This is a genomic window from Rhizobium metallidurans, from assembly GCF_014196505.1.
Lineage (GTDB): Bacteria > Pseudomonadota > Alphaproteobacteria > Rhizobiales > Rhizobiaceae > Rhizobium > Rhizobium metallidurans.
Genome location: NZ_JACIDW010000011.1, coordinates 105,058 through 128,735, shown reverse-complemented (window position 1 = coordinate 128,735; position 23,678 = coordinate 105,058). Strand labels below are relative to the sequence as shown.

Annotated in this window: 21 protein-coding genes; 13 read left to right on the top strand and 8 right to left on the bottom strand. The window is 60.8% G+C overall.

Annotation, left to right across the window (positions count from 1 at the left end; all coding sequences use genetic code 11):
- Positions 1-8: 8 nt before the first annotated feature.
- On the top strand, positions 9-3,053 hold the full coding sequence (locus GGQ67_RS16730) for a type III restriction-modification system endonuclease (protein ID WP_183901276.1): 3,045 nt from the start codon (positions 9-11) through the stop codon (positions 3,051-3,053).
- Positions 3,054-3,232: 179 nt separating this feature from the next.
- Here the strand turns inward: GGQ67_RS16730 and GGQ67_RS16725 are convergent, their stop codons facing one another.
- From GGQ67_RS16725 to GGQ67_RS16695, 7 genes are all read right to left on the bottom strand, one after another.
- Complete coding sequence (locus tag GGQ67_RS16725) at positions 3,233-4,630, bottom strand: DNA cytosine methyltransferase (RefSeq protein WP_183901275.1); 1,398 nt, start codon at positions 4,628-4,630, stop codon at positions 3,233-3,235.
- A gap of 151 nt (positions 4,631-4,781) precedes the next feature.
- Entirely contained in the window at positions 4,782-4,976 is a 195-nt protein-coding gene (locus GGQ67_RS16720; RefSeq protein ID WP_183901274.1) for a hypothetical protein, read from the bottom strand.
- 9 nt (positions 4,977-4,985) lie between these two features.
- Positions 4,986-5,198, bottom strand: coding sequence for a helix-turn-helix transcriptional regulator (locus tag GGQ67_RS16715; RefSeq protein WP_113528044.1), 213 nt, complete (start codon positions 5,196-5,198; stop codon positions 4,986-4,988).
- A gap of 111 nt (positions 5,199-5,309) precedes the next feature.
- Complete coding sequence (locus GGQ67_RS16710) at positions 5,310-6,344, bottom strand: hypothetical protein (protein WP_183901273.1); 1,035 nt, start codon at positions 6,342-6,344, stop codon at positions 5,310-5,312.
- 63 nt (positions 6,345-6,407) lie between these two features.
- Positions 6,408-7,661 (bottom strand): site-specific integrase, encoded by a 1,254-nt coding sequence (locus GGQ67_RS16705; protein ID WP_183901272.1) that lies wholly within the window; start codon positions 7,659-7,661, stop codon positions 6,408-6,410.
- A 235-nt stretch (positions 7,662-7,896) separates the two neighbouring features.
- Positions 7,897-8,493: a hypothetical protein gene (locus GGQ67_RS16700; RefSeq protein WP_183901271.1), complete on the bottom strand. Its 597-nt coding sequence runs from the start codon at positions 8,491-8,493 to the stop codon at positions 7,897-7,899.
- Between the two features lie 657 nt (positions 8,494-9,150).
- Positions 9,151-10,062, bottom strand: a complete 912-nt coding sequence (locus GGQ67_RS16695; protein WP_183901270.1) for a GntR family transcriptional regulator — start codon at positions 10,060-10,062, stop codon at positions 9,151-9,153.
- A 239-nt stretch (positions 10,063-10,301) separates the two neighbouring features.
- On the opposite strand from GGQ67_RS16695, the gene GGQ67_RS16690 reads away from it, so the two are divergent.
- The 7 genes from GGQ67_RS16690 to GGQ67_RS16660 all read left to right on the top strand — a co-directional run bounded on the left by GGQ67_RS16690 (position 10,302) and on the right by GGQ67_RS16660 (position 18,400).
- Positions 10,302-11,804, top strand: coding sequence for a UxaA family hydrolase (locus GGQ67_RS16690; RefSeq protein ID WP_183901269.1), 1,503 nt, complete (start codon positions 10,302-10,304; stop codon positions 11,802-11,804).
- A gap of 32 nt (positions 11,805-11,836) precedes the next feature.
- Positions 11,837-12,856 (top strand): aldo/keto reductase, encoded by a 1,020-nt coding sequence (locus GGQ67_RS16685; protein ID WP_183901267.1) that lies wholly within the window; start codon positions 11,837-11,839, stop codon positions 12,854-12,856.
- A gap of 12 nt (positions 12,857-12,868) precedes the next feature.
- Positions 12,869-13,315 carry an RbsD/FucU family protein gene (locus GGQ67_RS16680; protein WP_183901265.1) on the top strand — a complete coding sequence of 149 codons (447 nt, stop codon included), beginning with the start codon at positions 12,869-12,871 and terminating at the stop codon, positions 13,313-13,315.
- 353 nt (positions 13,316-13,668) lie between these two features.
- Positions 13,669-14,655 (top strand): ABC transporter substrate-binding protein, encoded by a 987-nt coding sequence (locus GGQ67_RS16675; RefSeq protein WP_183901264.1) that lies wholly within the window; start codon positions 13,669-13,671, stop codon positions 14,653-14,655.
- A gap of 91 nt (positions 14,656-14,746) precedes the next feature.
- Positions 14,747-16,324, top strand: coding sequence for a sugar ABC transporter ATP-binding protein (locus GGQ67_RS16670; protein ID WP_425503793.1), 1,578 nt, complete (start codon positions 14,747-14,749; stop codon positions 16,322-16,324).
- Between the two features lie 23 nt (positions 16,325-16,347).
- Positions 16,348-17,322: an ABC transporter permease gene (locus GGQ67_RS16665; protein ID WP_183901262.1), complete on the top strand. Its 975-nt coding sequence runs from the start codon at positions 16,348-16,350 to the stop codon at positions 17,320-17,322.
- Between the two features lie 61 nt (positions 17,323-17,383).
- A complete protein-coding gene (locus GGQ67_RS16660) occupies positions 17,384-18,400 on the top strand; it encodes a zinc-binding alcohol dehydrogenase family protein (protein ID WP_183901261.1) in 1,017 nt (338 codons plus the stop codon).
- Here GGQ67_RS16660 and GGQ67_RS16655 read toward each other — a convergent pair.
- Complete coding sequence (locus GGQ67_RS16655) at positions 18,397-19,119, bottom strand: copper homeostasis protein CutC (RefSeq protein ID WP_183901260.1); 723 nt, start codon at positions 19,117-19,119, stop codon at positions 18,397-18,399. The two genes, GGQ67_RS16660 and GGQ67_RS16655, sit on opposite strands and share 4 nt — an antisense overlap.
- A 284-nt stretch (positions 19,120-19,403) precedes the next feature.
- Here GGQ67_RS16655 and osmF point away from each other — a divergent pair, with 284 nt between their 5' ends.
- The 5 genes from osmF (at position 19,404) to GGQ67_RS16630 (ending at position 23,671) form a co-directional block, all read left to right on the top strand.
- The gene (gene osmF / locus GGQ67_RS16650) at positions 19,404-20,312 is read left to right on the top strand and encodes a glycine betaine ABC transporter substrate-binding protein OsmF (protein ID WP_183901259.1); all 909 of its coding nucleotides are present in this window, start codon (positions 19,404-19,406) and stop codon (positions 20,310-20,312) included.
- Between the two features lie 64 nt (positions 20,313-20,376).
- The gene (locus GGQ67_RS16645; protein ID WP_183901258.1) at positions 20,377-21,543 is read left to right on the top strand and encodes an ABC transporter permease; all 1,167 of its coding nucleotides are present in this window, start codon (positions 20,377-20,379) and stop codon (positions 21,541-21,543) included.
- Positions 21,540-22,484, top strand: a complete 945-nt coding sequence (locus tag GGQ67_RS16640) for an ABC transporter ATP-binding protein (protein WP_183901257.1) — start codon at positions 21,540-21,542, stop codon at positions 22,482-22,484. Before GGQ67_RS16645 ends, GGQ67_RS16640 begins: the two co-directional genes overlap by 4 nt.
- Positions 22,481-23,230, top strand: a complete 750-nt coding sequence (locus GGQ67_RS16635) for an ABC transporter permease (protein ID WP_183901256.1) — start codon at positions 22,481-22,483, stop codon at positions 23,228-23,230. The genes GGQ67_RS16640 and GGQ67_RS16635 overlap by 4 nt, the downstream gene beginning before the upstream one ends.
- Positions 23,231-23,275: 45 nt before the next feature.
- Positions 23,276-23,671: a VOC family protein gene (locus GGQ67_RS16630; protein ID WP_183901255.1), complete on the top strand. Its 396-nt coding sequence runs from the start codon at positions 23,276-23,278 to the stop codon at positions 23,669-23,671.
- The last annotated feature ends 7 nt before the right edge of the window (positions 23,672-23,678 follow it).

Sequence of the window (23,678 nt, the reverse complement as noted above, 5' to 3'; positions counted from 1 at the left end):
GCCGCGGTATGAAACTGAAATTCAAGGTCCAACCCTATCAGACGAATGCGGTGGAATCTGTCGTGGACTGCTTCGCGGGCCAGACGTTGGTGAGCGGTATAGGCTACAGGATCGACCCCGGCCGCAAGGCACAGACCAGCGCCTTCGAGGAGGGCTTCAAGAATGCCGATATCCAATTGGCCGACACCCAGGTTTTGGCCAATATCCGTGATGTTCAGAAGCGCCAGAACCTGCCAATCTCCGATGCACTCACGGTAAGCACCGGATGCAAGTTCAATCTCGACGTCGAAATGGAGACCGGGACAGGCAAAACCTATTGCTACATCAAGACCATCTTCGAGATGAACAAGCGGTTCGGATGGTCGAAGTTCATCATCATGGTGCCGTCGATCGCCATCCGTGAAGGGGTGTACAAGTCGCTCCAGATTACCGCGGACCATTTCACGGAGAATTACGGGAAGAAAGCTCGTTTTTTCATTTACAATTCCAAGCGCCTGCATGAGCTGGAAAGCTTCTCGTCGGATGCCGGCATCAACGTGATGGTCATCAACATCCAGGCCTTCGCCGCCAGAGGCGCGGACAACCGCCGCATTTATGACGAGCTGGACGACTTCCAGTCCCGTCGTCCTATCGATGTTATTGCTTCGAACCGACCAATCCTGATTCTTGACGAGCCACAGAAGATGGAAGGGGCGGCTACAAGGGATGCTCTGCCGAAGTTCAAGCCGCTGATGATTCTACGCTACTCGGCCACCCACAAGACGCAGCACAACCGGGTACATCGCCTCGACGCGCTCGACGCATATAATCAGAAGCTCGTGAAGAAGATCGCCGTTCGCGGTATCCAGACCCGCGGCCTGGCTGGCACGAATGCCTATCTCTATCTCGAAAGCATCGAGATTTCGAAAAAGGCTCCGGTAGCGCGCCTCGAACTTGAGGTGCGCCTGAAGTCGGGCGAGATCAAGCGGCAGTTAAGGAAGTTGGAGTTTCGCGATGACCTCTTCACCGAGTCCGGCGAACTGGACCAGTACCGTGATGGCTTCACCGTTTCCCAGATCGATTACAACAACGACACCCTCGAATTTACCAACGGCATTGTGCTGAAAGCCGGAGAGGCCATCGGAGACGTCTCCGAACGCGATATTCGCCGTATCCAGATCAGGGAGACGATCAAGGCGCATTTCGACAAGGAGAGGCAGCTGTTCGCCCAGGGTATCAAGGTGCTGTCGCTGTTCTTCATCGACGAAGTCGTGAAGTACCGGGACTACTCACAGGCGGACGAGAAGGGCGAATATGCGCATGTCTTTGAGGAAGAATATGACCTGCTGAGGACAGAATATCTCTCCGAACTCGCAATCGAAAATGAAAGCTATCGCAAATTCCTGGAGCGCGACCCTCCTGTAAAAGTACATGAGGGTTATTTCTCGATCGATAAGCAAAAACGTCTCGTTGACCCCGACATCAAGAAGAGCGGGGAAGACAAGGGCATGTCAGATGATGCCGATGCATACGATCTGATTCTGAAGAACAAGGAGCGGCTGCTGTCGCAAGGTGAGCCGGTCCGGTTCATCTTCTCACATTCGGCACTGCGCGAGGGTTGGGACAATCCTAATGTCTTTGTCATGTGCATGCTCAAGCACAGCGACAATACGGTTTCCCGACGTCAAGAGGTGGGCCGCGGCTTGCGGCTGGCAGTCAACCAGCACGGGGACCGCATGGACCATCCTTCCACGGTCCACGACACCAACGTCCTGACCGTCGTCGCCAGCGAGAGCTACAAGAACTTCGTCGCAGGGCTTCAGGCGGAAATCGCGGACACCCTTTCGGCGCGACCGCGGAAGGCGACAGAAGCTTTCTTTACTGGCAAAACGCTGGCAACAGAGACAGGGCCGATCACAGTTACTGCGGCACTTGCCAAGCAGCTATACCGTTATCTGGTGAAGAACGACTACACCGACGATGCTGACCAGATCGCTGATGCATATCACGACGCGAAGGCAGCCGGAACGCTGGCGGATTTGCCCAGCGACCTGAAGCCTTACGAAGATCAGATTTTCGATCTTATCGACACCGTCTTCAGTGAAGCAAATCTTCCCAAAATGGAAGATGGACGGAAGCCAAAAACCAACCCGTTGAATGCCAACTTCGACAAGAAGGAGTTTCAGGCGCTCTGGTCTCGGATCAATCAGAGAGCAGTTTACCGGGTGGAATTCGATTCCGCCGAACTCATCAAGAAGTGCATCAGCGCCCTGGACAGCCAGCTGCGTGTCACACCGCTCCAGTATACGGTCAAGTCTGGGGTTCAGCTCGACAGTTTGACCCGTGAAGAGCTCGTCGATGCCGCTGGCTTCAACGAAAACGAACAAGCGACCTATCAGGCGGAAACCGTGACGTCGCTCGTACGCTATGATCTCCTTGGGAAAATCGGCGAAGGCACCCAGCTCACCCGGAAGACGGTTGCGGAAATTCTAACAGGCATCCAGGCCAGTGTGTTTGCCCAGTTCCGGCAGAACCCAGAACATTTCATTTCCGAGGCCACACGGATCATCCATGAGCAGAAAGCGTCCATGGTGATCGAACGTCTGACATACGACGGCGTGTCCGAAAAATTCGGCATCGATATCTTCACGGCAGCTCAGACTGGACAGGATTTTTCAAGAGCCACCGCAAAGTTGAAGCACCATGTCTATGATTACGCCATCCTAGACTCTGCCGTGGAAAGAGACTTCATCAGCGATCTCGACAACAGCAAGGAAGTGGTCGTCTACGCCAAGCTGCCGCGAGGATTTCTCATACCTACGCCAGTGGGCGATTATAATCCCGACTGGGCCATCTCTTTCGAAGCAGGCAGCGTCAAACATGTCTACTTCGTCGCCGAGACCAAGGGCACAATGTCGTCTTTGAAACTGCGCGAGTTGGAAAACACGAAGATCGCCTGCGCGCGAAAGTTCTTTGACGAGATTGGCAAGCGGGTCGCAAACGATAAGTTGAAATATGATGTCGTTACCGATTACGCGAAATTGATGGACATTGTTTCGACATCGACGGCCTGAACTGGGGAAGCGATGAAGTGGGGAGGTCACCCATCGGCGGGGGCCATGGTGCAACTTTCGCGGTGGTTGAGTTCGCTCCCATGGGATGGATGACTATACCGCTTTAAAAAGGCACCGCTACGGGTTCCCGCCAGTGACGCGGTACCTTTTTCTTCACCTTGGGTGGCCTCAGAACTGGGTCAAGTGCCGAAGTCGGCATCCGTGTCGTCGACGTCGACCAAAGCGGCCGACAGATTGTCGTTTCCTGCGGGCGTCTTCCGCAAGCGGCCCTTTTTCTTCACTTTGGGGGTCTCGTTCAGGAACGCAGTATAGAGGCGGAGGGCCTGACGGATGTCGGACTTGGACGCAACGGGCAGCGAAACGAAGCCCGCGAGTTGCTGGAGGGCTGCGATTTCCATCTCGACGTTGTCGAAGATGCGATTGCCCAACAGCTTGCGCGCGCGACGCAGGCTGGATTTCACGTTATATCCGGATGAACGCGAGCGGCCCTTCAGAACTACCCAGTCCACGAAACCGTCGATGATCTCCGCTCCGCTTTCACCACGATGCCAGTCCATGATGACCTTGCCGAGACGCGCTGCGACCGGAGCCGGAACTGCGTTCGCGATCATTTGGCAGATGTCGCGCTTGGACTTGGCCAACCAACGCCAGTCGGCGGGAAAGCCTTGGATACGCGAAATCTGGCTCAAGGTGAGAACTGCGGTGTCGGCCGCGGACACGGGGTCCTTCTCGTTCTGAGCGTTGAGATAGCGTCCCGTAGGGCGCTCGAACGAGGTCCGCGTGATCGTGGACATGGGTTCGTCCACGGAACGGACACCACGGCCACCACGGAACGGCCGCGTATAGACGTAACCGTTTTCGATCAGCGCAGCATCCTCGTCGTGCGGCATATAGTTTGCCGGCACCGGACGGAGTGAAGACGAGCGGATGGTTGGCGCAGGCTCGTCGGGACCCCAGACGCTCCGCTTGCTGGGCATGCGGGCGGGGAAATAGAGTGCCTCCGGCACCGCCGCACCGAAGAGGTCTCGTAGGGTCATCGGACGATCGGAAGCGGCACGTTCAAGCGCCTTGTCCAAGAAGCCGTCGCATTCCCCGCGGCGACCAACCACGAAGCAGCGGCGGCGGGACTGGGGCACGCCGTAGAAGCTGCAGTCAGCCTTGAGAATGGAGATGCCAAAGCCGGCAACCTTCAGCACCTCCTTGGCGACCATCCAGGTGTCGGACGTGAGAACCTGAATGACGTTTTCCATCAGGAACCACTCCGGGCGAACGCCCGAAACGATCATCGAGAACGACTTGGTCAGGCTTGCATTCGCTTGTTCCTCGCGCTTGCCAGCGAGAGAATAGTCCTGACATGGCGGACCTCCGACAATGATGTCCGGCGAACGGCGGGCGATCTCGACAACAGCGCCGGCGACATCCTTGAGGTCAAAGACCTCGGCATGCGGACCGACGTTTGTGTTGTAGTTCTCGGTGGCAAGCTTCCAGGCGTCGAAAGCGCCGACGAGCTCAAAACCCGCGTTCTTCAGACCAAGGGACATACCGCCAGCGCCGGCGAAGAGTTCGAAAGCCTTCATTTGAGGCTCCTTCTATTGGAACAAAGGGAGTTGCCCGCGCCCGGCATGATCGGGAGCTGGCGGAGGTCGCTGCCGCGACGTTCTCTAAGGGAGAGGGAGGCAGGGCCGGACTGACGACGGATTGTGTCGTCAGCCGCGTCTCTGAACCGAACTATCGGTCCTTGCCCCAGCCATGGGTGTGGGAGAGCCAATTGGCTAGCCAGGGCTTGATGCCGTGCTTGACGATCAACTGATTGACCCCGAGATTAGTCGGGACAACAGCGTTGTCCGTCAGGCCTCCCGAACCATCGTCGAAGCTCGGGAGATCGATCGATGCGAGAACGCAGTCCATGATGAGCTTCTTCATGGTCTGGCTTCACGCGAAGGTCGTCGAGCGGCGGCGCTTGGAAGAAAGCCAAGCCGACAGATCGGTGGTGTCGTACACCACGGCTTTGCCGAGCTTGAGGTACACGGGACCGTCGCCAGCGAGACGCAACTTGTTCAGCGTCGAGGCCGAGAGGCCTGTGAAGACCGCTGCTTCCGCGGTGCGGAGCATGCGGTTAGAGGAGGGGTTGGTTCCTGCGGTCATTTGGGTCATTCCTTTCTGCTCTGGACGTCCAGGAGCGAGAAAGGATTTAGACAAAGAGCGCCCGGTGGGCGCTCATTCGCAATTCTGCTGACAATCGCAGTACTAATGATATTAATTCGTGGCGCGAAGCTGCCGAAACTCTTCATGGTACTGGCGGACGTACTTCGTCATGGCGGCGCGGCTTGGTTCCGTTTTCCAGGTTTTCTGGCAGAAGTCGAGCAGATCGTCGATCAATCTAGCCGGCAGCCACACGGGATCAACCCGGATGTCGAAGTCACCTTTTTCGTCAAGCAGTCGCAGCGCTTGCGCTCGGATGTCGGTGTCCCAAGGAAATCTAGCCCGCCGACCTCTGGGTTGTACCCTAGCGACGGGGCGGACTTGTTCGCGACCTCCATCTTCGACGGCAGGAATGGCGCGCTCAACGTAGGGATCGACCCCGTCGGCAGCGTCGTCGTCTTCCACCTCAAGGGGCCGGTCTGCGTCGTCCGAGACCCACTCTGCAACGATCGCCGCTGTATTGAATCTCAGCGTGTGATACCGCACAACATCGTGCTTGAACGCATCCACAAGATAGGCTTGCCCCTCATCATCGATGTGAAGTTTGAGAGTGGCGGATTCGGCAGCACTGATTGTTTTGAATTCATCCGCCTTGACGGTAAGTGCCGAAGCGACAACGATACCGGCCTGCACTTTGTCCCAAAGATTTCTGACGGCATCGTTGAACGATAACCTGGTCGTGGAGGACGACGCTTTAGCTCGGACTTCTGCCGGGCTCGCCGGCCCCAGAGACACGGGCTGGTAGCCTTTAGCGCCCCCGTTGGGGACAAGTCTCCACTCAAAGCACTGTATTCGATAAGGCGTGTAGAAGCGCTGGACGGCTCGCTTCGATCCCCAAATCAGCCAAGCCAGAGTCATTTCGATCGACCAGGCTCGGAAATCGACAACGCTCGGCCCACTCCAAAAGGGAGTTGTGAGCGAGTCCAAACCCCGGTCGAACGCCCGTTCTTCAGCATTATCCGGCGTTAATCTCCCCGTCTTCACGGCTTCGAGGAGGTCCTCGCGAAATTCCTCTTCTTCCGCATCGTGCGACCGCATACGATCCATGAGGCTGAAGTCGAATCCTAAGTAGTCAAAACGGCGGTCCATGCTTCCCCCTGTTTAGGTCTTTGGCGGGAAGCTAAATGCCTGGCGTTGCCAATTCTCTAACAATCAGCCCTTTGTTTTCATGACTTTAGACATTTTTCCTCCGATCTGCTCCGACGCTTGTCTGAGAGCTGGATCGTTAAGATGCGCATAGCGCATTGTGGTCGTGATGCTCTTGTGGCCGAGCAATTTGCTCACCACCGCGAGGTGCGTGCCATCAATTACCGCGTGGCTTGCGAAGGTGTGACGGAGGTCGTGAAGTCGAACATCTGAAAGACCAGCATAAGCACGGATATTTGACCAAGGGCCTTTCAAATCGTACCGCGGCTTCTCACTCTGCGTTCCAGCGCTGTCGGAGGCGATCACATGTTCTCCGACGCGCTTGAGGTTGCGAAGAATGTCGATCGTCGCCATGCTCGCAACTAATTCTCGCGGCCCACCCTTGGCCTTTTCAAGCTTCAGAATCCCACGATTTAGGTCTACCGAGGACCACTTGAGCTGTAGAATTTCCCGGAGCCTTGCACCTGTTAGGAGGTAAAGTCGGATCGCGGCTACTGCATGAGGGCTTGCGACCGTACGCTGATTGGCTTTGGGCACGTGTTTTGTTTTCTTGTCCGGATCGATGGTCCAAGGGATACCTACCGTCTCGGCTTCCTCAAGAACCTCGCCAAGACGTTCCAGTTCTTCGACGGATAGAAACCTAGTGACTGTATTTTCCGGAAACTTTTTAATATCTTTGGCGGGATTTTCGCGTTTCGCGATCAGGTCCATCGTCATCCCGTAGGACATCATTGAGCTAAAGACCGCAAGCACCTTGTTGGCCATAATCGGTGTATTTCTTAGAGCGTGGTGAAGGTCTCCGAGGTCCCTCTTTTTGATCCCATCGGCCTTTCGCGCGCCAAGCGCTGGAAGAATGTGTTTGAAGGCATCCTTATAGGAAACGGCCGTGTTTGCAGCATTCATCTCCTTTACCAATTTCTCCATGAACTCGTGAGCGAGCTCTTTGACGGTGATGGCGGCACGTTTCTCGTTTTTATCGGCCTGAGGATCGCCGCCCAATGTGGCGGTGGCACTGTGGAGCTTTGCTTGCTTCCGGGCCTGGTCGGCAGTGATTTCCTTGGAAGTGCCAAGCTTCAACCGTCGTTTGTCGACATCTCTCCCGCCTCCATCAGGACGATACTCCAAAATCCAACTTTTCGATCCAGTCGGGTAGACCCTTAGACCAAAGCCGGCGATCTCGGTGTCCCAGATCACATACCGCTTATCCTTTGGAAGCGCGTCGTCCGCCACGGTCTTAGTTAGCTTCTGATTGTTCTTCATATGCCCCTACCTTCGGGTCGCCACTGGGTCGCCGCACCAAACGGAAACCAGGGCCATCTGTAGGAACAATCAGGACTCTTATCAACATGATTTAAAACGGTTTTTCACAAATTAGGAACGTTGGTAAATGATGCGGAAAGAAACACCTCATACTTCGTAATGATGGGGTCGCAGGTTCGAGTCCTGCAAGCGGCACCATTTCTCCAAGACAGATCCCTTTAAAGCTCGGCAACCACTAGTGTCGCAATCCGCTCGCAAGATCGTGGCTTTGCCGGGCGATGGTCGCGCGCCTCCACTCGCTGGCTGTGATAACGATCAATATGCCCGCCACTTCCAGGATCCAGTTCCATTTGAAGGCGAGAACGCGGCTGCCGATGAAGCGATCGACGTGTTGGAACGATCCAGCCCGAATGACCACATATCCCAGTACAAGCATCGAGCCTGCCAGCGCCAGCATGAGTTCACGCGGCGACCGCCTCACGCGAAAGAGAACGACGGAGGTTACCACGATCCCGACGACAGCGATCGCAAGAATGAAATAAAGCTGCACCGTTCGACGCTGTTCGTACCAGCCACCGGAAAGCGCGATCATGCGGCCGATCTGCGTGAAAGCAGACTGGAGGTCGAGCTGCTTGTTGACCCCAAGGCAGAAGAACGCCACCGAGATCATACGCCACGTCGCCGCTTCCGTACTTCCCGGCAGATGTCTTGATCCCGCAAATCCCGCGGTCCGCCAGCAGGTGACGCCGGCAAGCAGATAGAGGGCGACGGTGAACCATCCCACGACGGTGGGATCTCCGATGCCCGGACGCCAGCTGAATTCCTGGATCACTCCTGTTCCCCGAGCTTGTATGGTCAAACGCTGTTGGGGGTTGATCCTCACTGGTTGCATCGCCCGAGGCAAGTTGGTCTTTGGGTGCAGCGTCCTTGCGCCACGGCGACACCGGTTCAAAAGAACTTGAACATATTTTGATGCGCCAAACCGCCACATCCTCAGAATTGGCGATACCGCGACGCATTGATGTCGCATATGAGTGCCATCGTCCTGAAACGTGATGGCGGTCGCGTTTGGATTGGGCGGGCCGTGTCATGAGGGGTCTGAGGCACGGCCCGCAACGCAACGAGGGTAAGGGCACATGTGGGATATCCTGACGATATTGGGCATCTTCGCCCTGCTCTATCTGGGACGTGAAGTGCAGATCGTTTTCGCCAAGGCCCGCGCTTCCGGATGGAATGATTTCCCCCGGCGCTAGGCCGTCCCCAACCGGCTTCCTTCGATCAGCCGAAGATGCGTGACGCCGTAAGACGTGCCCGCTTCAATCGCCTGGGTCCGCCGTTCGTGGATCATCCGAATGAGCGAAGTGCAAGACGGCATCCGGGATGGTAGCGTTCGTTGTCTCGTCGGTATTGCGTATCCAATTGTATTGAGTTCGCGAGACGTGGCCCGCCTTGAGCGGGCTTTTTTTCGCCTGCATGGCGCCGCACGGCACTATTTCTCGTGCGCTTCCCCGTCCCCAAGGCTCTGCGGCAGGGATTGCAGCAAGGTCTGGCGCGCGGAGCGTAGATGCACCCTGCAGGCGGCATCGATCGCGGCGGGATCGCCGGTTTCAAGGGCTGCGATATAATCCAGATGTTCGTGGATGGCGCGCTCGTTGCGCTCTCGCGCGAAAGCCTTGTTCCACTGGTAGTGATAGTGGAAGACGATGGCGATGGCGTCGTAGAAATCGGCGATGAAGCGGTTCTTCGCCGCACCGTGAATCAACAAATGGAAGCGCTCGTCGAGGGCTGAGAATTCCTTGTAGCGGCGGTCGAGATCATCCAGCATGGCGTGGTGTTCGGCCTTGATCTCCGCCAGCGCCCGCCAGGCCTCGTTCTCCTCAGGAAGCCGGCCGAATTCGGCGGCGGAGTGCAGCTCGAACATCTCGCGCACCTCGGCGAGCTCGAGCGCGAATTCGCGGGTGAAACCCTTCAATATCCAGTGGCTGTTCGGCCGCTTCTCGATCAGCCCGAACCGCGAGAAGCGGATGAGGAATTCACGCACGCTGGTCGTGCCAGTGCCGATTTCGCGGGCAAGCTCCAGCTCGTTGATCTGCGTGCCGGGTGCCGCATCATCCGACAGGATGCGCTGCATGAAGCTGCGCTCGATGATGTTGTGCAGGGAATCGGTCTCTTCCGAGGGAAAGAGATCGGCCTGGGTCGGCGTGCGCAGCACCACCTTCTGGCGCTTGTTCCAGCGGATAATGCCCTCTTCGTCGAGGCGGGTCAGGATGGCGCGGGCGGTGCTGCGGCTGATGCCGAGCTTGGCGGCGATGTCGGGCTCGGAGGGCAGGGTCTCGTCGGCGCGCAGCGCCGCGGCATAGCGATTGAACGCTTCCTTGAAGACCGTGTTCTGCCGTGCCATGCACACCCCGCCTCGTTGCCCCGCCGCACGCGGCGAGGGCCCGCGATTGGCGGGCGCCGGCGCATGGCAGGAACTTATCTCTCGGCGATCCTTATCTTATTTTGGATCGTCCGCGGCTGTTTGCCTCCCTCGTCCACAGGATCAATAATCCCGTTGACTTGAAAATGTTTATTGTAGATAAAAAACAAAAGCAATGCGCATTCGCCAATGCAGCGAGTGTTTCCCTAGGGAGAAGATCGTTGAAGAAAGACCCTTGGATTATCCTGTCATCAGGCGACAACGTCGCTGTGGCCACGGCCCCGATCGCCGCCGGCGAGACGGTTGCGGGGGTGACGACGCTCGATAAGATCGACCCCGGCCACAAGATCGCGCTCGAAGATATCGCGCTCGGTCAGCCGGTCGTGAAGTACGGGCAGGCGATCGGGCGCACGACCGCTGACGTCAAGGCCGGCCAGCACATCCATAGCCAGAACCTGCATTTCGAAAACGACCGCCTGGCCGCCACCGCCAATTCGGCGCCGGAAGAAGCGAGTGCGGCCGACCGGGCGCGCACCTTCATGGGCTACAAGCGCGCCGACGGACGTTCGGCGACGCGCAACTATATCGGCATCATCGCCAGCGTGAACTGTTCCACCACGGTCTGTCGCGCCATCGCCGACCAGGCCAACCGCACCATCCTGCCGCATTACGAGGGCATCGACGGCTTCGTGCCTATCGTCCACGACCAGGGCTGCGGCATGAGCTCGACCGGCGACGGCATGGCCGTTCTGCACCGCACGCTTGCCGGCTATACGAGGCATGTGAATTTCGGCGGCGTGCTGATGATCGGGCTCGGCTGCGAGGTCAACCAGCTGACGCTCTACGGCCAGAGCGGCGCCGGCAATTCCAAGCGCCATTTCAACATTCAGGATGCCGGCGGATCGCGCCGCGCCGTCGAGCGCGCCATGGGCATGCTGAAGGAGATCGCCGACGATGTCGGGCGCGAGCGCCGCGTGCCGCTGCCGATCAGCGACATCATCATCGGCATGCAGTGCGGCGGTTCCGATGGTTTCTCGGGGATTACCGCCAATCCGGCGCTCGGTGTCGCGGCCGACCTTCTGGCGGCTGCCGGCGGCACGGCGATCCTGTCGGAGACCTCCGAGATCTACGGCGCCGAGCACTTGCTGCGCAGCCGCGCGGTCAGCGAGGAAGTCGCCCGCAAGCTCGACGAGAAGATCGTCTGGTGGGAGAAATACGTGGCGATGCACGGCGCCTCGCTCGACAACAACCCCTCCCCCGGCAACAAGCGCGGCGGGCTGACGACCATCCTGGAAAAGTCGCTCGGGGCCGTGGCCAAGGGCGGGCGTTCGCCGCTGACGGCGGTTTATGGCTATGCCGAACGGGTGACGGCACCCGGGCTCGTCTTCATGGACACACCCGGCTACGACCCTGTCTCGGCCACCGGCCAGGTCGCCGGCGGCGCCAACATGATCGCATTCACCACCGGGCGGGGCAGCTGCTTCGGCTGTCGGCCGGCACCGTCGATCAAGCTCTCCAGCAATTCGGCGCTCTATGCCTCGATGGAAGAGGACATGGACATCGACTGCGGCACGATCGCCAGCGGCGATGCGACGATCTCGGGCAAGGGGCGCGAGATCTTCGACCTGATCATCGATACGGCATCCGGCAGGAAGACCAAGAGCGAGGAGTTCGGCTACGGCGATAACGAATTCGTGCCTTGGCATCTCGGAGCGACGCTCTAATCAATATTGGACACAGTCTTCAGGGAGGAATGATGAAGACGAGGAGGATCGGCCGGACCGAGCTCGAGGTGACCGAAGTAAGCTTCGGCGCCGCGGCACTTGGCGGCCTCTACCGCGCCTGCCCGCGCGAGCAGGCAATGGAGACGCTCGACGCCGCCTGGGATAGCGGCATCCGCTATTTCGACGTGGCGCCCTGGTACGGACTGGGTCTCGGCGAGCGCCATGTCGGCGATTTTCTGCGCGGCAAGCCGGAAAGCGAATGGGTGCTGTCAAGCAAGGTCGGGCGGCTGCTCAGACCGGTGCCGACGGGGACGGTTCCCGACTACTCTTACGTCGATCCGCTCTCCTTCGATGCCGATTACGACTATTCCTATGACGGCATCATGCGCTCGGTCGAATTCAGCTACGCCCGGCTGGGGCTGAACCGCATCGATATCCTCTATGTTCACGATATCGGCGGCTATACGCATGGCGCCGCGAAGAACGCCGTCTATCTCAAGCAATTCCTCGATACCGGCATCAAGGCGCTGGAGGCACTGAAGAAGACGGGCGCGATCAAGGCCTTCGGGCTCGGTGTCAATGAAGTGCCCGTCTGCCTCGACGTCATGCGAAATGCCGATATCGACTGCATCCTGATGGCAGGGCGCTACACGCTGCTCGACCGCTCGGCCGAAGCCGAGCTGCTGCCGCTTTGCCGCAAGAAGGGGACCTCGCTTGTGGTCGGCGGCGTCTTCAACTCCGGCATTCTCGCGACCGGTGCCGTGGCAGGGTCGAACTTCGACTACATGCCGGCGACGGAAGAGGTACTGGCCAAGGTGCGCGGCATGGAAGAAGTCGCCAAGAAGAACGGTGTGTCGCTCGCCGCGCCGGCGCTGCAGTTCGCGCTGCGCGATCCTGTTGTCTCGTCGGTGCTGATCGGCACCGGCAAGGCATCCAGCGTGGCGCGCAACATGGAGCTCTTCTCACCGATTTTGCCGGAGACGATCTATCCGGAATTCGATAGCTTCACGCTCGTTGCGCCGCCGCTCGGCGACGACGCTGTCCGCGTTTAAGGAAAGAACAGAATGCTCAAAGGAATTCACCCCGTTCTCAGCCCCGATCTCCTGTGCGCCATCGCGCGCATGGGCCATGGAGACGAGATCGTCATCGCCGATGCCAACTTCCCGTCCTTTTCCATGGGCCCGGAAATGATCCGCGCCGACGGCGTCAGCGCGACCGCCATGGCGGAAGCCATTCTCAGCCACATGCCGCTCGATACGTTCGTGCCGGAATCGGCCTGGGTCATGGAAGTGGTGGGCGATCCGACCGCGGTGCCCGAGGTCTGCAAGGAATTTCAGACCATCGTGTCCAAGCGCGCGGGCGATTTCTCGATTTCGACGCTCGAGCGTTTCGCCTTTTACGAACGGTCGCGCAAGGCCGCCTATATCGTCGCGACCACCGAGTTCCGGCTTTATGGCAACCTGATCCTGAAGAAGGGCGTGGTGCTGCCGGACGAGGTATTCTGGGGATAAGGATAGAAACGGAATAAACGTTCCGTATTGACATTCGCGCGGAACCTATATTTCATAAATCGAACGCGACGGCCTTGCGGGCTGGATGTCCTGGAGAGACATCCGGTCCTGGATGGAAAAGGCCGGAGGGTATGGAAGAACGAGTTGCCGGCGCTTTGACGTCGGCTGCTCGGTCGGAGACCGGGGGCAGGTACCGGGGCGGAAAGAGCCAAAGGGCTTATCCCACACAGACTTGCAATCAGGGCAGGCCTCGGCTAGCTTCGAACTCGGAAATGTTTTTTATCGATAAAAGTCTCTCGTTCGCGTTCGCGAGAGATTTCCTGGAGGAGAACGCACCTGAGAGGAGAACCAACATGCGCATGAAGTCCATTCTTTCGCGTCGCGCCTTTACCGCCATGGCGGGCGCAGCCGTCATGGCAACGGCCATGCCGATGCCGTCCTTCGCGGCGGACGTGACCATTCCGATCATCGTCAAGGACACCACGTCCTTCTACTGGCAGATCGTGCTTGCCGGCGCCCGCGCCGCTGGCAAGGATCTCGGCGTCAACGTTCCTGAGCTTGGCGCACAGGCAGAATCCGACGTGAACGGCCAGATCAGCATTCTCGAGAACGCCGTTGCCGGCAAGCCGGCGGCGATCGTCATCTCGCCGACCGAGTTCAAGGCGCTCGGCAAGCCGATCGACGAAGCCGCCAAGTCCGTTCCGATCATCGGCATTGACTCGGCCGCGGATTCGAAGGCCTTCAAGTCGTTCCTCACCACCGACAACGTCCAGGGCGGCCGCATCGCAGCCGACGGCCTGGCGGCGGCGATCAAGGAAATGACCGGCAAGGAAGAAGGCGAAGTCGTCATCCTCACCAACCTGCCGGGCGTCGGCTCGCTGGAACAGCGCCGCGAAGGCTTCCTGGACCAGGTGAAGACCAAGTACCCGGGCCTCAAGGTGATCGCCGACAAGTACGGTGACGGCCAGGCGACGACCGGCCTCAACATGATGACCGACCTGATCACCGCCAACCCGAACCTCGTGGGTGCGTTCGCCTCGAACCTCATCCTCGGCCAGGGCGTCGGCCAGGCGATCGCCGAAAACAAGCTCGGCGACAAGATCAAGGTCATCGCCTTCGACAGCGACGACAAGACGGTCGGCTTCCTCAAGGACGGCTCGCTGGCTGGCCTCGTCGTGCAGGACCCCTATCGCATGGGCTATGATGGCGTGAAGACCGCGCTTGCCGTGTCCAAGGGCGAAAAGGTCGAGGAGAAGGTCGATACCGGCGCCAACCTCGTCACCAAGGCCAATATGAGCGACCCGAAGATCGACGCTCTCCTGAACCCGAAGGTCAAGTAACGAACTGACGATGGCCGTGCGGGAGCGATCCCGCGCGGCCTTTCTTCCCTTCAGCCGAACTCCTAGGGAGGAGCGGACGGCGAAGGACGGCATGGCAATTCGCGAGGAGGAAACGCACATGAGCCTGGAAGAGGTCAGTCATCGCCACGATGACAGCGCCAAGCTGAAGGAGGCGGACCGCGTACCCGCGGGTGCCCCGATCCTCGAACTCAAGGGATTGCAGAAGAATTACGGATATGTGCAGGCGCTGAAACCGGCGACGATCACTTTCCTCGCCGGCGAGATCCACGCGATCGTCGGCGAAAACGGCGCCGGCAAGTCGACGCTGATCAAGCTTCTGACCGGCGTCATCACCCGTACGGCGGGCGAAGTGCTCTGGTGCGGACGCCCGGTCGCGCTGGCGACGCCCAACGAGGCGATCGCGCGCGGCATCAACGCCGTGCACCAGGAAGTCGTTCTCTGCCCGCACCTGACGGTGGCGGCCAATCTCTTCCTCGGCGACGAGGTCAATCAATACGGCCTGATGCGCAAGCGGGAGATGGAGAAGATGGCGCAGGCCGTCCTCAACGATCTCGGCTTCGGCCTGCCGGCCGGCGTGCCCTTGAGCGACCTGACGATCGGCCAGCAGCAGCTGGTCGCGACCGCCCGCGCCGCCATGCGCGGCACGCAGTTCCTGATCTTCGACGAGCCGACCGCCTATCTGACGCGCCAGGAATCGGCGCAGCTCTTCAAGCTCATCCGCCGCCTGCAGAACGAAGGCGTGACGATCGTCTATATCAGCCATCGCATGGAAGAAGTCTTCGAGCTGGCGGACCGCGTCTCGGTGCTGCGCGACGGCACCCATGTGGGAACGCGCGACATCGGCGAAACCAACGAGAACGAGCTGATCGCGCTGATGATCAACCGCTCGATCGAGCAGATCTATCACAAGGAAGAGATTGCGATCGGCGAGACCATCGTCGATGTCCGCGGGTTGTCCGGGCCGGGCTTCGAGAACGTGTCGCTTTCGGTGAAGGCAGGACAGATCGTCGGCCTTTACGGCCTGATCGGCGCCGGACGCAGCGAATTCGCCCTCGGCCTTTACGGTCGCGAAAAGACCACGGCCGGTGAAATTCACTGGATGGGCAAGAAGGTCAACATCAAGGACGAGCGCACCGCGATGGAGCTCGGCATCGCGCTGGCGCCGGAAAGCCGCCGCGACCAGGGCCTCTGCCTCAACCTGCCGATCGGCCTCAACATCAACCTGCCGGTCTTCAAGCGGCTGAGCAAGGGACCGGTCATCAGCCACGGCGAGGAAAGCAGGAACGCCGACCAGCAGATCCGTGACCTGGCGATCAAGACGCCGAGCCGTCGGGTGCTGGTGTCGGCGATGTCTGGTGGCAACCAGCAGAAGGTCGTCATCGGCAAGTGGCTGAGCCATGGGGCGCGGCTCTTCATCTTCGACGAACCGACCGTCGGCGTCGATGTCGGCACCAAGGCGGAAATCTACCGGCTGTTCGCCAAGCTGCTGAAGCAGGGCGCGGGGATCATTCTCATCTCCTCCTACCTGCCCGAGGTCTACGAACTGGCGGACCGGCTGCATGTGTTCCGCAGTGGCCAGCTCGTGGCGAGCCACGACTTCCACGCCGCCACGCATGAAGAAGTGCTGAGCGAAGCGATCGGCGTCTAAAAGAACAAGAGGGAGAGAGAAAAATGACCGTAACCCCCACCGAGATCGCCGCGCCGCCGCCGCGCCGCAAGGTCAACATCCTGTTCGGCCTGACCCTGATCGGTCTTCTGGCCTTCCTGTGGATCCTGCTCGGCATCGTCACCGCCAGCTTCTGGACGCCGCTCAACATCTCCAACCTGCTGCGCCAGGGCGCGATGACGGCGATCCTGGCGCTTGGCCAGACCTTCGTGATCATCACCGCCGGCATCGACCTTTCCGTCGGCGCGATCGTCGGCTTCTGTACCGTCATCCTGGCATGGCTGCTGCAGGCGGGCTTCCCCGTCTGGGCGGCGATCCTGATCACGCTTTTGATCGGCGTCGGGATCGGGGTGTTTCATGGCTTCGGCATCGTCAAGATGGGCCTGCCGCCCTTCATCATCACGCTGGCGACGCTGACGTCGCTGCGCGGTATCGGGCTTCTGATCACCAACGGTTCGACGATCAACATCGTCAACGAGCCCTTCACGAACTTCGCCCGCGCCGACTTCCTCGGCGTCCCGAGCCTGTTCTGGATGGTCGTGCTGGTGGCGATCCCGTCCTACATCTTCCTGCATCTCAGCCGCTGGGGCCGCTATCTCTTCGCGGTCGGCTCCAATCGCGAGGCGGCGCGTCTGTCGGGTGTCAGGGTCAACGGCATCATCTACATGGCCTATATCCTGTCGGCGACCTTCGCGGCGTTCGTCGGTGTCCTGCTCGCCTCGCGTATCGCCATCGGCAACGCCACGCAGGCGGACGGCTGGGAACTGCAGGCGATCGCCTCGTCGGTCATCGGCGGCACCTCGCTGTTCGGCGCGGTCGGCTCCGTGCATGGCCCGCTGATCGGCGCCTTCATCCTCGCCACGATCAACAACGGCGCGAACCTGCTCAACGTCAATTCGTTCTGGCAGCGCATCATCACCGGCCTCTTGATCATCGTGATCGTCTACTTCGACCAGCTGCGCCGTCGCCGCAGCTCCTGAACGCCAATATAAGGCGCCGGCCTTGCCGCCGGCTTCCTTTCAATCGAATGCAGGATCCGTCATGAAAGCCGTGCTTTGCCAACAACCGGGTGTTCTCGAGATCGTCGAGCGCCCCTCCCCCGGCACGCCGGCTCCAGGCTGGGCGCGGCTCGCCGTCAGCCATGTCGGCATCTGCGGCACCGACTACCATATCTTCGAGGGCAAGCATCCGTTTCTCGAATATCCGCGGGTGATAGGCCACGAGATCTCCGCGACCGTGGTGGAAACCGGCGCCGGCGTCGAGATCGCGGTCGGCACGCCTGTCATCGTCAATCCATATATCTCGTGCGGCCAATGCGTGGCCTGCCGCAAGGACAAGGCGAACTGCTGCATCAATATCAAGGTGCTCGGCGTCCACACGGACGGGGCGCTCTGCGAGGAGATCACGGTTCCGGCGGGCAATCTCTATGCGGCCCAGGGGCTGAGCCTGGAGGCGGCGGCGACGGTGGAATTCCTGGCGATCGGGGCGCATGCCGTGCGCCGATCGCTTTCGCCTGAAGGCTCGCGCGCGCTGGTCATCGGCGCCGGTCCGATCGGCCTTGGGGCCGCGATCTTTTCGCGGATCGCCGGCCATGACGTGACCTTGCTCGACACCAGTGCCGAGCGGCTGGAGATGGCCGCCGAACGCTTCGGCTTCGCATCCGGCATCATCGCCGACGATACGACGCTCGACGCGGTCAAGGCGAAAACCGGCGGGGACGGCTTCGACGTCGTTTTCGACGCGACCGGCTACGGCCCGTCGATGGAAAAGGCGTTCCAGTTCGTCGCGCATGGCGGCGCGCTGGTTCTGGTCAGCGTCGTGAAGGACGATATCCGCTTTTCGGACCCCGAGTTCCACAAACGCGAGATGATGGTGATCGGCAGCCGCAACGCGACGCGGATCGATTTCGAGCATGTGGCGGCCTCGATCGCCAACGGCCTCGTGCCAGTGGACCGGCTGATCACCCACCGCACGACGCTTTCCGATACGCCGCGCGATCTGGCGCGCTGGGCGCATGAGAAGAGCGGCCTGATCAAGGCCGTCATCAAAGTCGGCTAAAGACTGTCGATCGCCTCGCGCATCTGGCGCACGATGGACGCGTCCGTCCGGTTGGGCGATGCGGCCTCGAAACCGAAGGCGACGGCGCGGGGATCGACATTGCTCACAGGCGAGCTGCAGGAGCCGTGAATTTCGCGGGCGCCGGTGGCGCGCAGGATCTGCGGCGCGTTGGCGGGGCGCACGCCGCTGCCCGGCATGATCGATATCCGCCCGGCCGCCTTCCTCGACAGCCGCGTCAATGTTTCCAGGCCGTCGATGGCCTTGGGAATGCAGCCGGAAGTGAGGATGCGCTCGCAGCCGAGCTCGACGGCCTGCTCCAAGGCCGCGTCGGGATCGGGAACGAGATCGAAGGCGCGATGCAGGGTCGAGCCGAGGCCGGCGGCATGCGCTTTCAAGCGGCGCAGCAGCGGCATGTCGAGCGTGCCGTCCTCACGGTTTGCCCCGATGACCACGCCGGCGAGGCCGAAGGCTCTGACGGCATCGATATCCGCCATCATCGCCGCTTCGTCGCCGCTGTCGAACACGAAGGGGCCGGCATGCGGGCGGATCATCGCGTAGACGGGGATGGGCGCGGCGGCGGCCGCCTTCATCATGCCGGCGACAGGCGTGAGCCCGCCGATTTCAAGCGCCGAGCACAGTTCGATACGATCGGCGCCGCCTTCTATGGCCGCCGCCAGACCGCGCGGGCTATCCACGCATACCTCAAGCAAGATTGTCACGCTTTCCTCCCTCGTACCCTCATGATCGTCCAAGCCTAAGCCTGATCTTCCGGTTAGCATCGCAGAGTTGGATTTGCGAGCGGAGACCTGAAGACAGCAACCATCGATCGATTGGACATTATCGTGAACAGTATTTTCGCAATCGCATCGATTTTTCAATCGTACACACTATGTCAGTTAAACATTGGATCGGTCGCCGACAGCCAGCTGTCTTCGCCGGGGAGTCTGTAGCGGTTCGCCTTGCGCCAAGGCTTGCCGCGCTTTCAAGGAATAAGGGGATGGTCATGCTGAAAAGAATAGCCCTTGCGGTATCGCTCTGCGCACTGACTGCAGGTGCGGTGCAGGCGGCGGATGTCGTGGTGTCTTCGAAGATCGACACGGAGGGCACGCTGCTCGGCAACGTGATCGCGCTGGCGCTCAACGCCAATGGCATCAAGACGAAGGACCGCATCGCGCTCGGCGCCACGCCCGTGGTGCGCAAGGCGATCACCGCTGGCGAGATCGACATCTATCCCGAATACACCGGCAATGCCGGCTTCTTCTTCAACAAGCCCGACGATGCCGCCTGGAAGAACATCCAGCAGGGCTACGACATGGCCAAGAAGCTGGATTACGACGCCAACAAGATCGTCTGGCTGACGCCCTCGCCCGCCAACAACACATGGGCGATCGCCGTGCGCAACGATGTTGCCGGGAAAAACAAGCTGAAGAGCATGTCCGATTTCGGCAAGTGGGTTGCCGGTGGCGGCGAGGCCAAGCTGGTGGCCTCGGCCGAGTTCGTCAACACCGCCGGCGCGCTGCCGGCGTTCCAGACGACATATGGCTTCACACTGAAGCCGGAGCAGGAAATCGTGCTCTCGGGCGGTGATACCGCCGCGACGATCAAGGCCGCCGCCGACCAGACGAACGGCGCCAATTCCGCCATGGTCTACGGCACTGACGGCGCGATCGAGGCCGCCGAGCTCACCGTTCTCGAAGACGACAAGAGCGTGCAGCAGGTCTATGCGCCGACGCCGATCATCCGCGAGGAGGTCCTGAAGGCCAACCCGAAGATAGAAGAAATCCTGGCGCCGATCTTCAAGAGCCTGACGGCCGACGAGCTGCGCAAGCTGAACGGCAAGATCCAGGTCGATGGCGAGCCGGCGAAGAGCGTTGCCGAGGCCTACCTGAAGGAAAAAGGCTTCCTGAAGTAATCGCCGACGCTCCGTATCCAGCCATGGGTGCGGAGCCGTTTTGCTTCCAGGCTGGGATGGATCGATGGAAGAAACCTTAGCGGTCCGCAGACTGGACCGGCTCGGCGTCGTTCTCGTGGCGGCAGGCGTCGTTGCGGCGGGATTGCTGCCATTCATCTACGTGAAGGCGAACCGGATCGCATCGGGCAAGCCGATGCTGCTGATGCAGCTTCTGGACCAGCCCGCCGTCCTAATCCTCACACTGCTCCTCGTTCTCTCGGCCGGCGCGGTGCTGTTTCTCGAAAACGCCTATGCGCGGCTTGCGATCTCGACGCTCTGCCTGGCGGCATTGCTGGCTGCGATCGGCTTCGTGGCGACGTCGTTTACGCCGGAAGGCAGCACGGCGGCGCGCATGACGCCGGGCGGTGGGTTCTGGGTGCTGCTCGCGGTGACGGCGCTGATCATATCGGATGCGCTGGTAAAGGTGCGGCTGCGCCCATGGATGCGGGTCGCGGCGCTCATCGCCTACGCCTGTCTGCTCGGTGTTTTTCTCTGGTCGGGGCTGCTCGACAGTCTCTCGATCATGCGCGAATTCGCCAATCGCGGCGACCAGTTCTGGGCCGAGGCGTGGACGCATGTGCAGCTGGCCTTCGGGTCGCTGGCGATCTCGGTCTTGATCGGCCTGCCGCTCGGCATCGCCTGTTTCTGGGTGCCCAGGCTTCGCGCGGCGCTCTTGCAGGGGTTGAGCCTGATCCAGACGATCCCGAGCCTCGCGCTCTTCGGCCTGCTGATGCTGCCGCTCGGCTATCTCGCGGCGCAAGTTCCGCTGGCTGCCGCGATCGGGATCAGCGGCATCGGCGCGGCCCCCGCGTTGATCGCGCTGGTGCTCTACTCGCTGCTGCCGATCGTGGCCAACACGGTGGTCGGTCTCGAGGGCGTCGATCCTGCCGTGCGCGACGCAGCCGCCGGCATGGGGCTGACGCGGCGCCAGATCCTCACCGGCATCGATTTGCCGCTGGCGCTGCCCGTCATCCTCACCGGTATCCGCATCGTGCTGGTGCAGGCGATCGGGCTGGTAACGGTGGCCGCGCTGATCGGCGGTGGCGGGTTCGGCGTCTTCATCTTCCAGGGGCTTGGCCAGACGGCCATGGACCTCGTTCTCCTCGGCGCCGTGCCGACCGTCATCTTCGCCTTTTCCTCGGCCGTCATTCTCGATGCGGTCGCCGACAGCATACGGGGACCTGCCGCATGAGCATGATCGACATCCGCAACGTCACCAAGCGCTACGGCGATACGACCGTGGTCGACAACGTGTCGATGGCGGTCGAGAAGGGCGAGATCACCGTCATCGTCGGCACCTCGGGCTCCGGCAAGTCGACGCTGATCCGGATGATCAACCGGCTGGTGCCGATGACCTCGGGCGAAATCCGCGTCGGCGGGCGCAACGTGGCCGATGTGCCGGAGACGGAACTGCGTCGCAATATCGGCTACGTGATCCAGGGCAACGGCCTCTTTCCACACCGCACGGTGGCGCAGAACATCGCGACGGTGCCGCAGCTGCTCGGCTGGGAGCGTGGCAGGATCGATGCGCGCGTCGACGAACTGCTCGGCCTATTCAATCTCGAGCCCAAATCCTTCGCCAGGAAATATCCGCATCAGCTTTCCGGAGGCGAGCAGCAGCGCGTCGGCGTCGCGCGGGCGCTGGCGGCGGGGCCGGAGGTGCTGATCATGGACGAACCCTTCGGCGCGCTCGATCCCGTCATTCGCGGCAAGGCGCAGGACGACCTTCTGGCGATCCAGAAGCAGTTCGGGACGACGATCATTCTCGTCACCCACGACATGGACGAGGCCTTCCACCTCGGCAACCGGATCGCGGTGATGCGCGGTGGCGGGCTGCTGCAATATTCGACGCCGGAGAAGATCATTACCGAACCCGCCGACCCCTTCGTGCAGCAGCTGACCGGAACGACGGACCGGGCGCTGAAGCGCATGTCGCTGCTGCCGCTGACATCGGGCATGGCGCCCGCCAAGGCCGGGCTCGACCACGGCCTGCCGCAATCGCTCAGCCTGCGCGACGCGCTGGCTGAGATGATCTGGCAGGGGATCGACGAGGCGGCCGTCGAAAACGAGAAGAAGGCGGCCATCGGCTCGATCTCGATGTCGCACCTGCTGGAGCTGGGCCGCAAGGAATGAAGCTGCTGACCGCCAATCTCTTTCGCGTCGCGGCCTTGGCGCTGCTCCTGATCCTGTTGTTCCGGACGGAGTGGCTGTCCTTCCTGCTGACGCCGCTCACCAAGAACGACGCGCCCGCCGTCTACACGCAAAGCAGCCTACCGCTTCTGGCGCTCGGGCATCTGCAATTGGTGCTGATCTCGATTGTCGGGAGCGCCGTGGTCGCCATTCTGGGCGGCGTTTTCGTGACGCGGCGGAGCGGCGCCGATTTCCTGCCGCTGTCGCGCGCCATCGCCAATGCCGGACAGACCTTTCCGCCGGTCGCGGTGCTGGCGCTGGCTGTGCCGGCCATGGGCTTCGGCGCCGGGCCGACGCTGGTAGCGCTGTTTCTCTACGGGCTGCTGCCGATCTTCGAGAACACCATTTCCGGCCTGCGCCAGGTGTCTCCCGCCGTGCTCGATGCCGCCGACGGCATGGGCATGAACCCGACGCAGCGGCTGTTCCAGGTGGAGCTCCCCCTGGCGCTGCCGCTGATCATCGAGGGCGTGAAGGTGGCGACCGTGATCAATATCGGAACGGCGACGATCGGCTCGACGGTGGCGGCCAAGGGGCTTGGGGAAGTGATCATCGCCGGGCTGATATCGGATAACACCGCCTTCATCCTGCAGGGCGGCCTGATCGTCGGGCTGATGGCGCTCCTGATCTATGACGCGGTGGGACTGGCGGAAAGCGCGATGACGCGAAGAATGGGCTTGCACACCGCCTAAGGCAGCAGCTACCGAAGCGGCCTGATACGCACGATGGAGGCAGCCTTGGCCAAGATGATTCACTCGATGATCCGCGTTCTCGACGAAGCGCGCTCGGTCGAATTCTACGGCAAGGTCTTCGGGCTCGAGGTCGCCGACCGCATCGACTTCGACACCTTCACGCTGATCTATCTCAGCAACAGCGAGACCGGCTTCGAGCTTGAACTGACCGTCAACAAGGGCCGCGTTGAACCCTATAATCTCGGCGACGGCTACGGGCATCTGGCGGTGTCGGTCGACGAGGTCGCCGTGGAGCACAAGCGGCTGACGGAAGCCGGGCTCAATCCCGGCAAGCTCACGGAACTCAACCGCGACGGCAAGCTGCTTGCCCTGTTCTTCTTCATCACCGATCCCGACGGCTACAAGATCGAAGTCCTGCAGCGCCACGGCCGCTATCTCTAAGAGACCC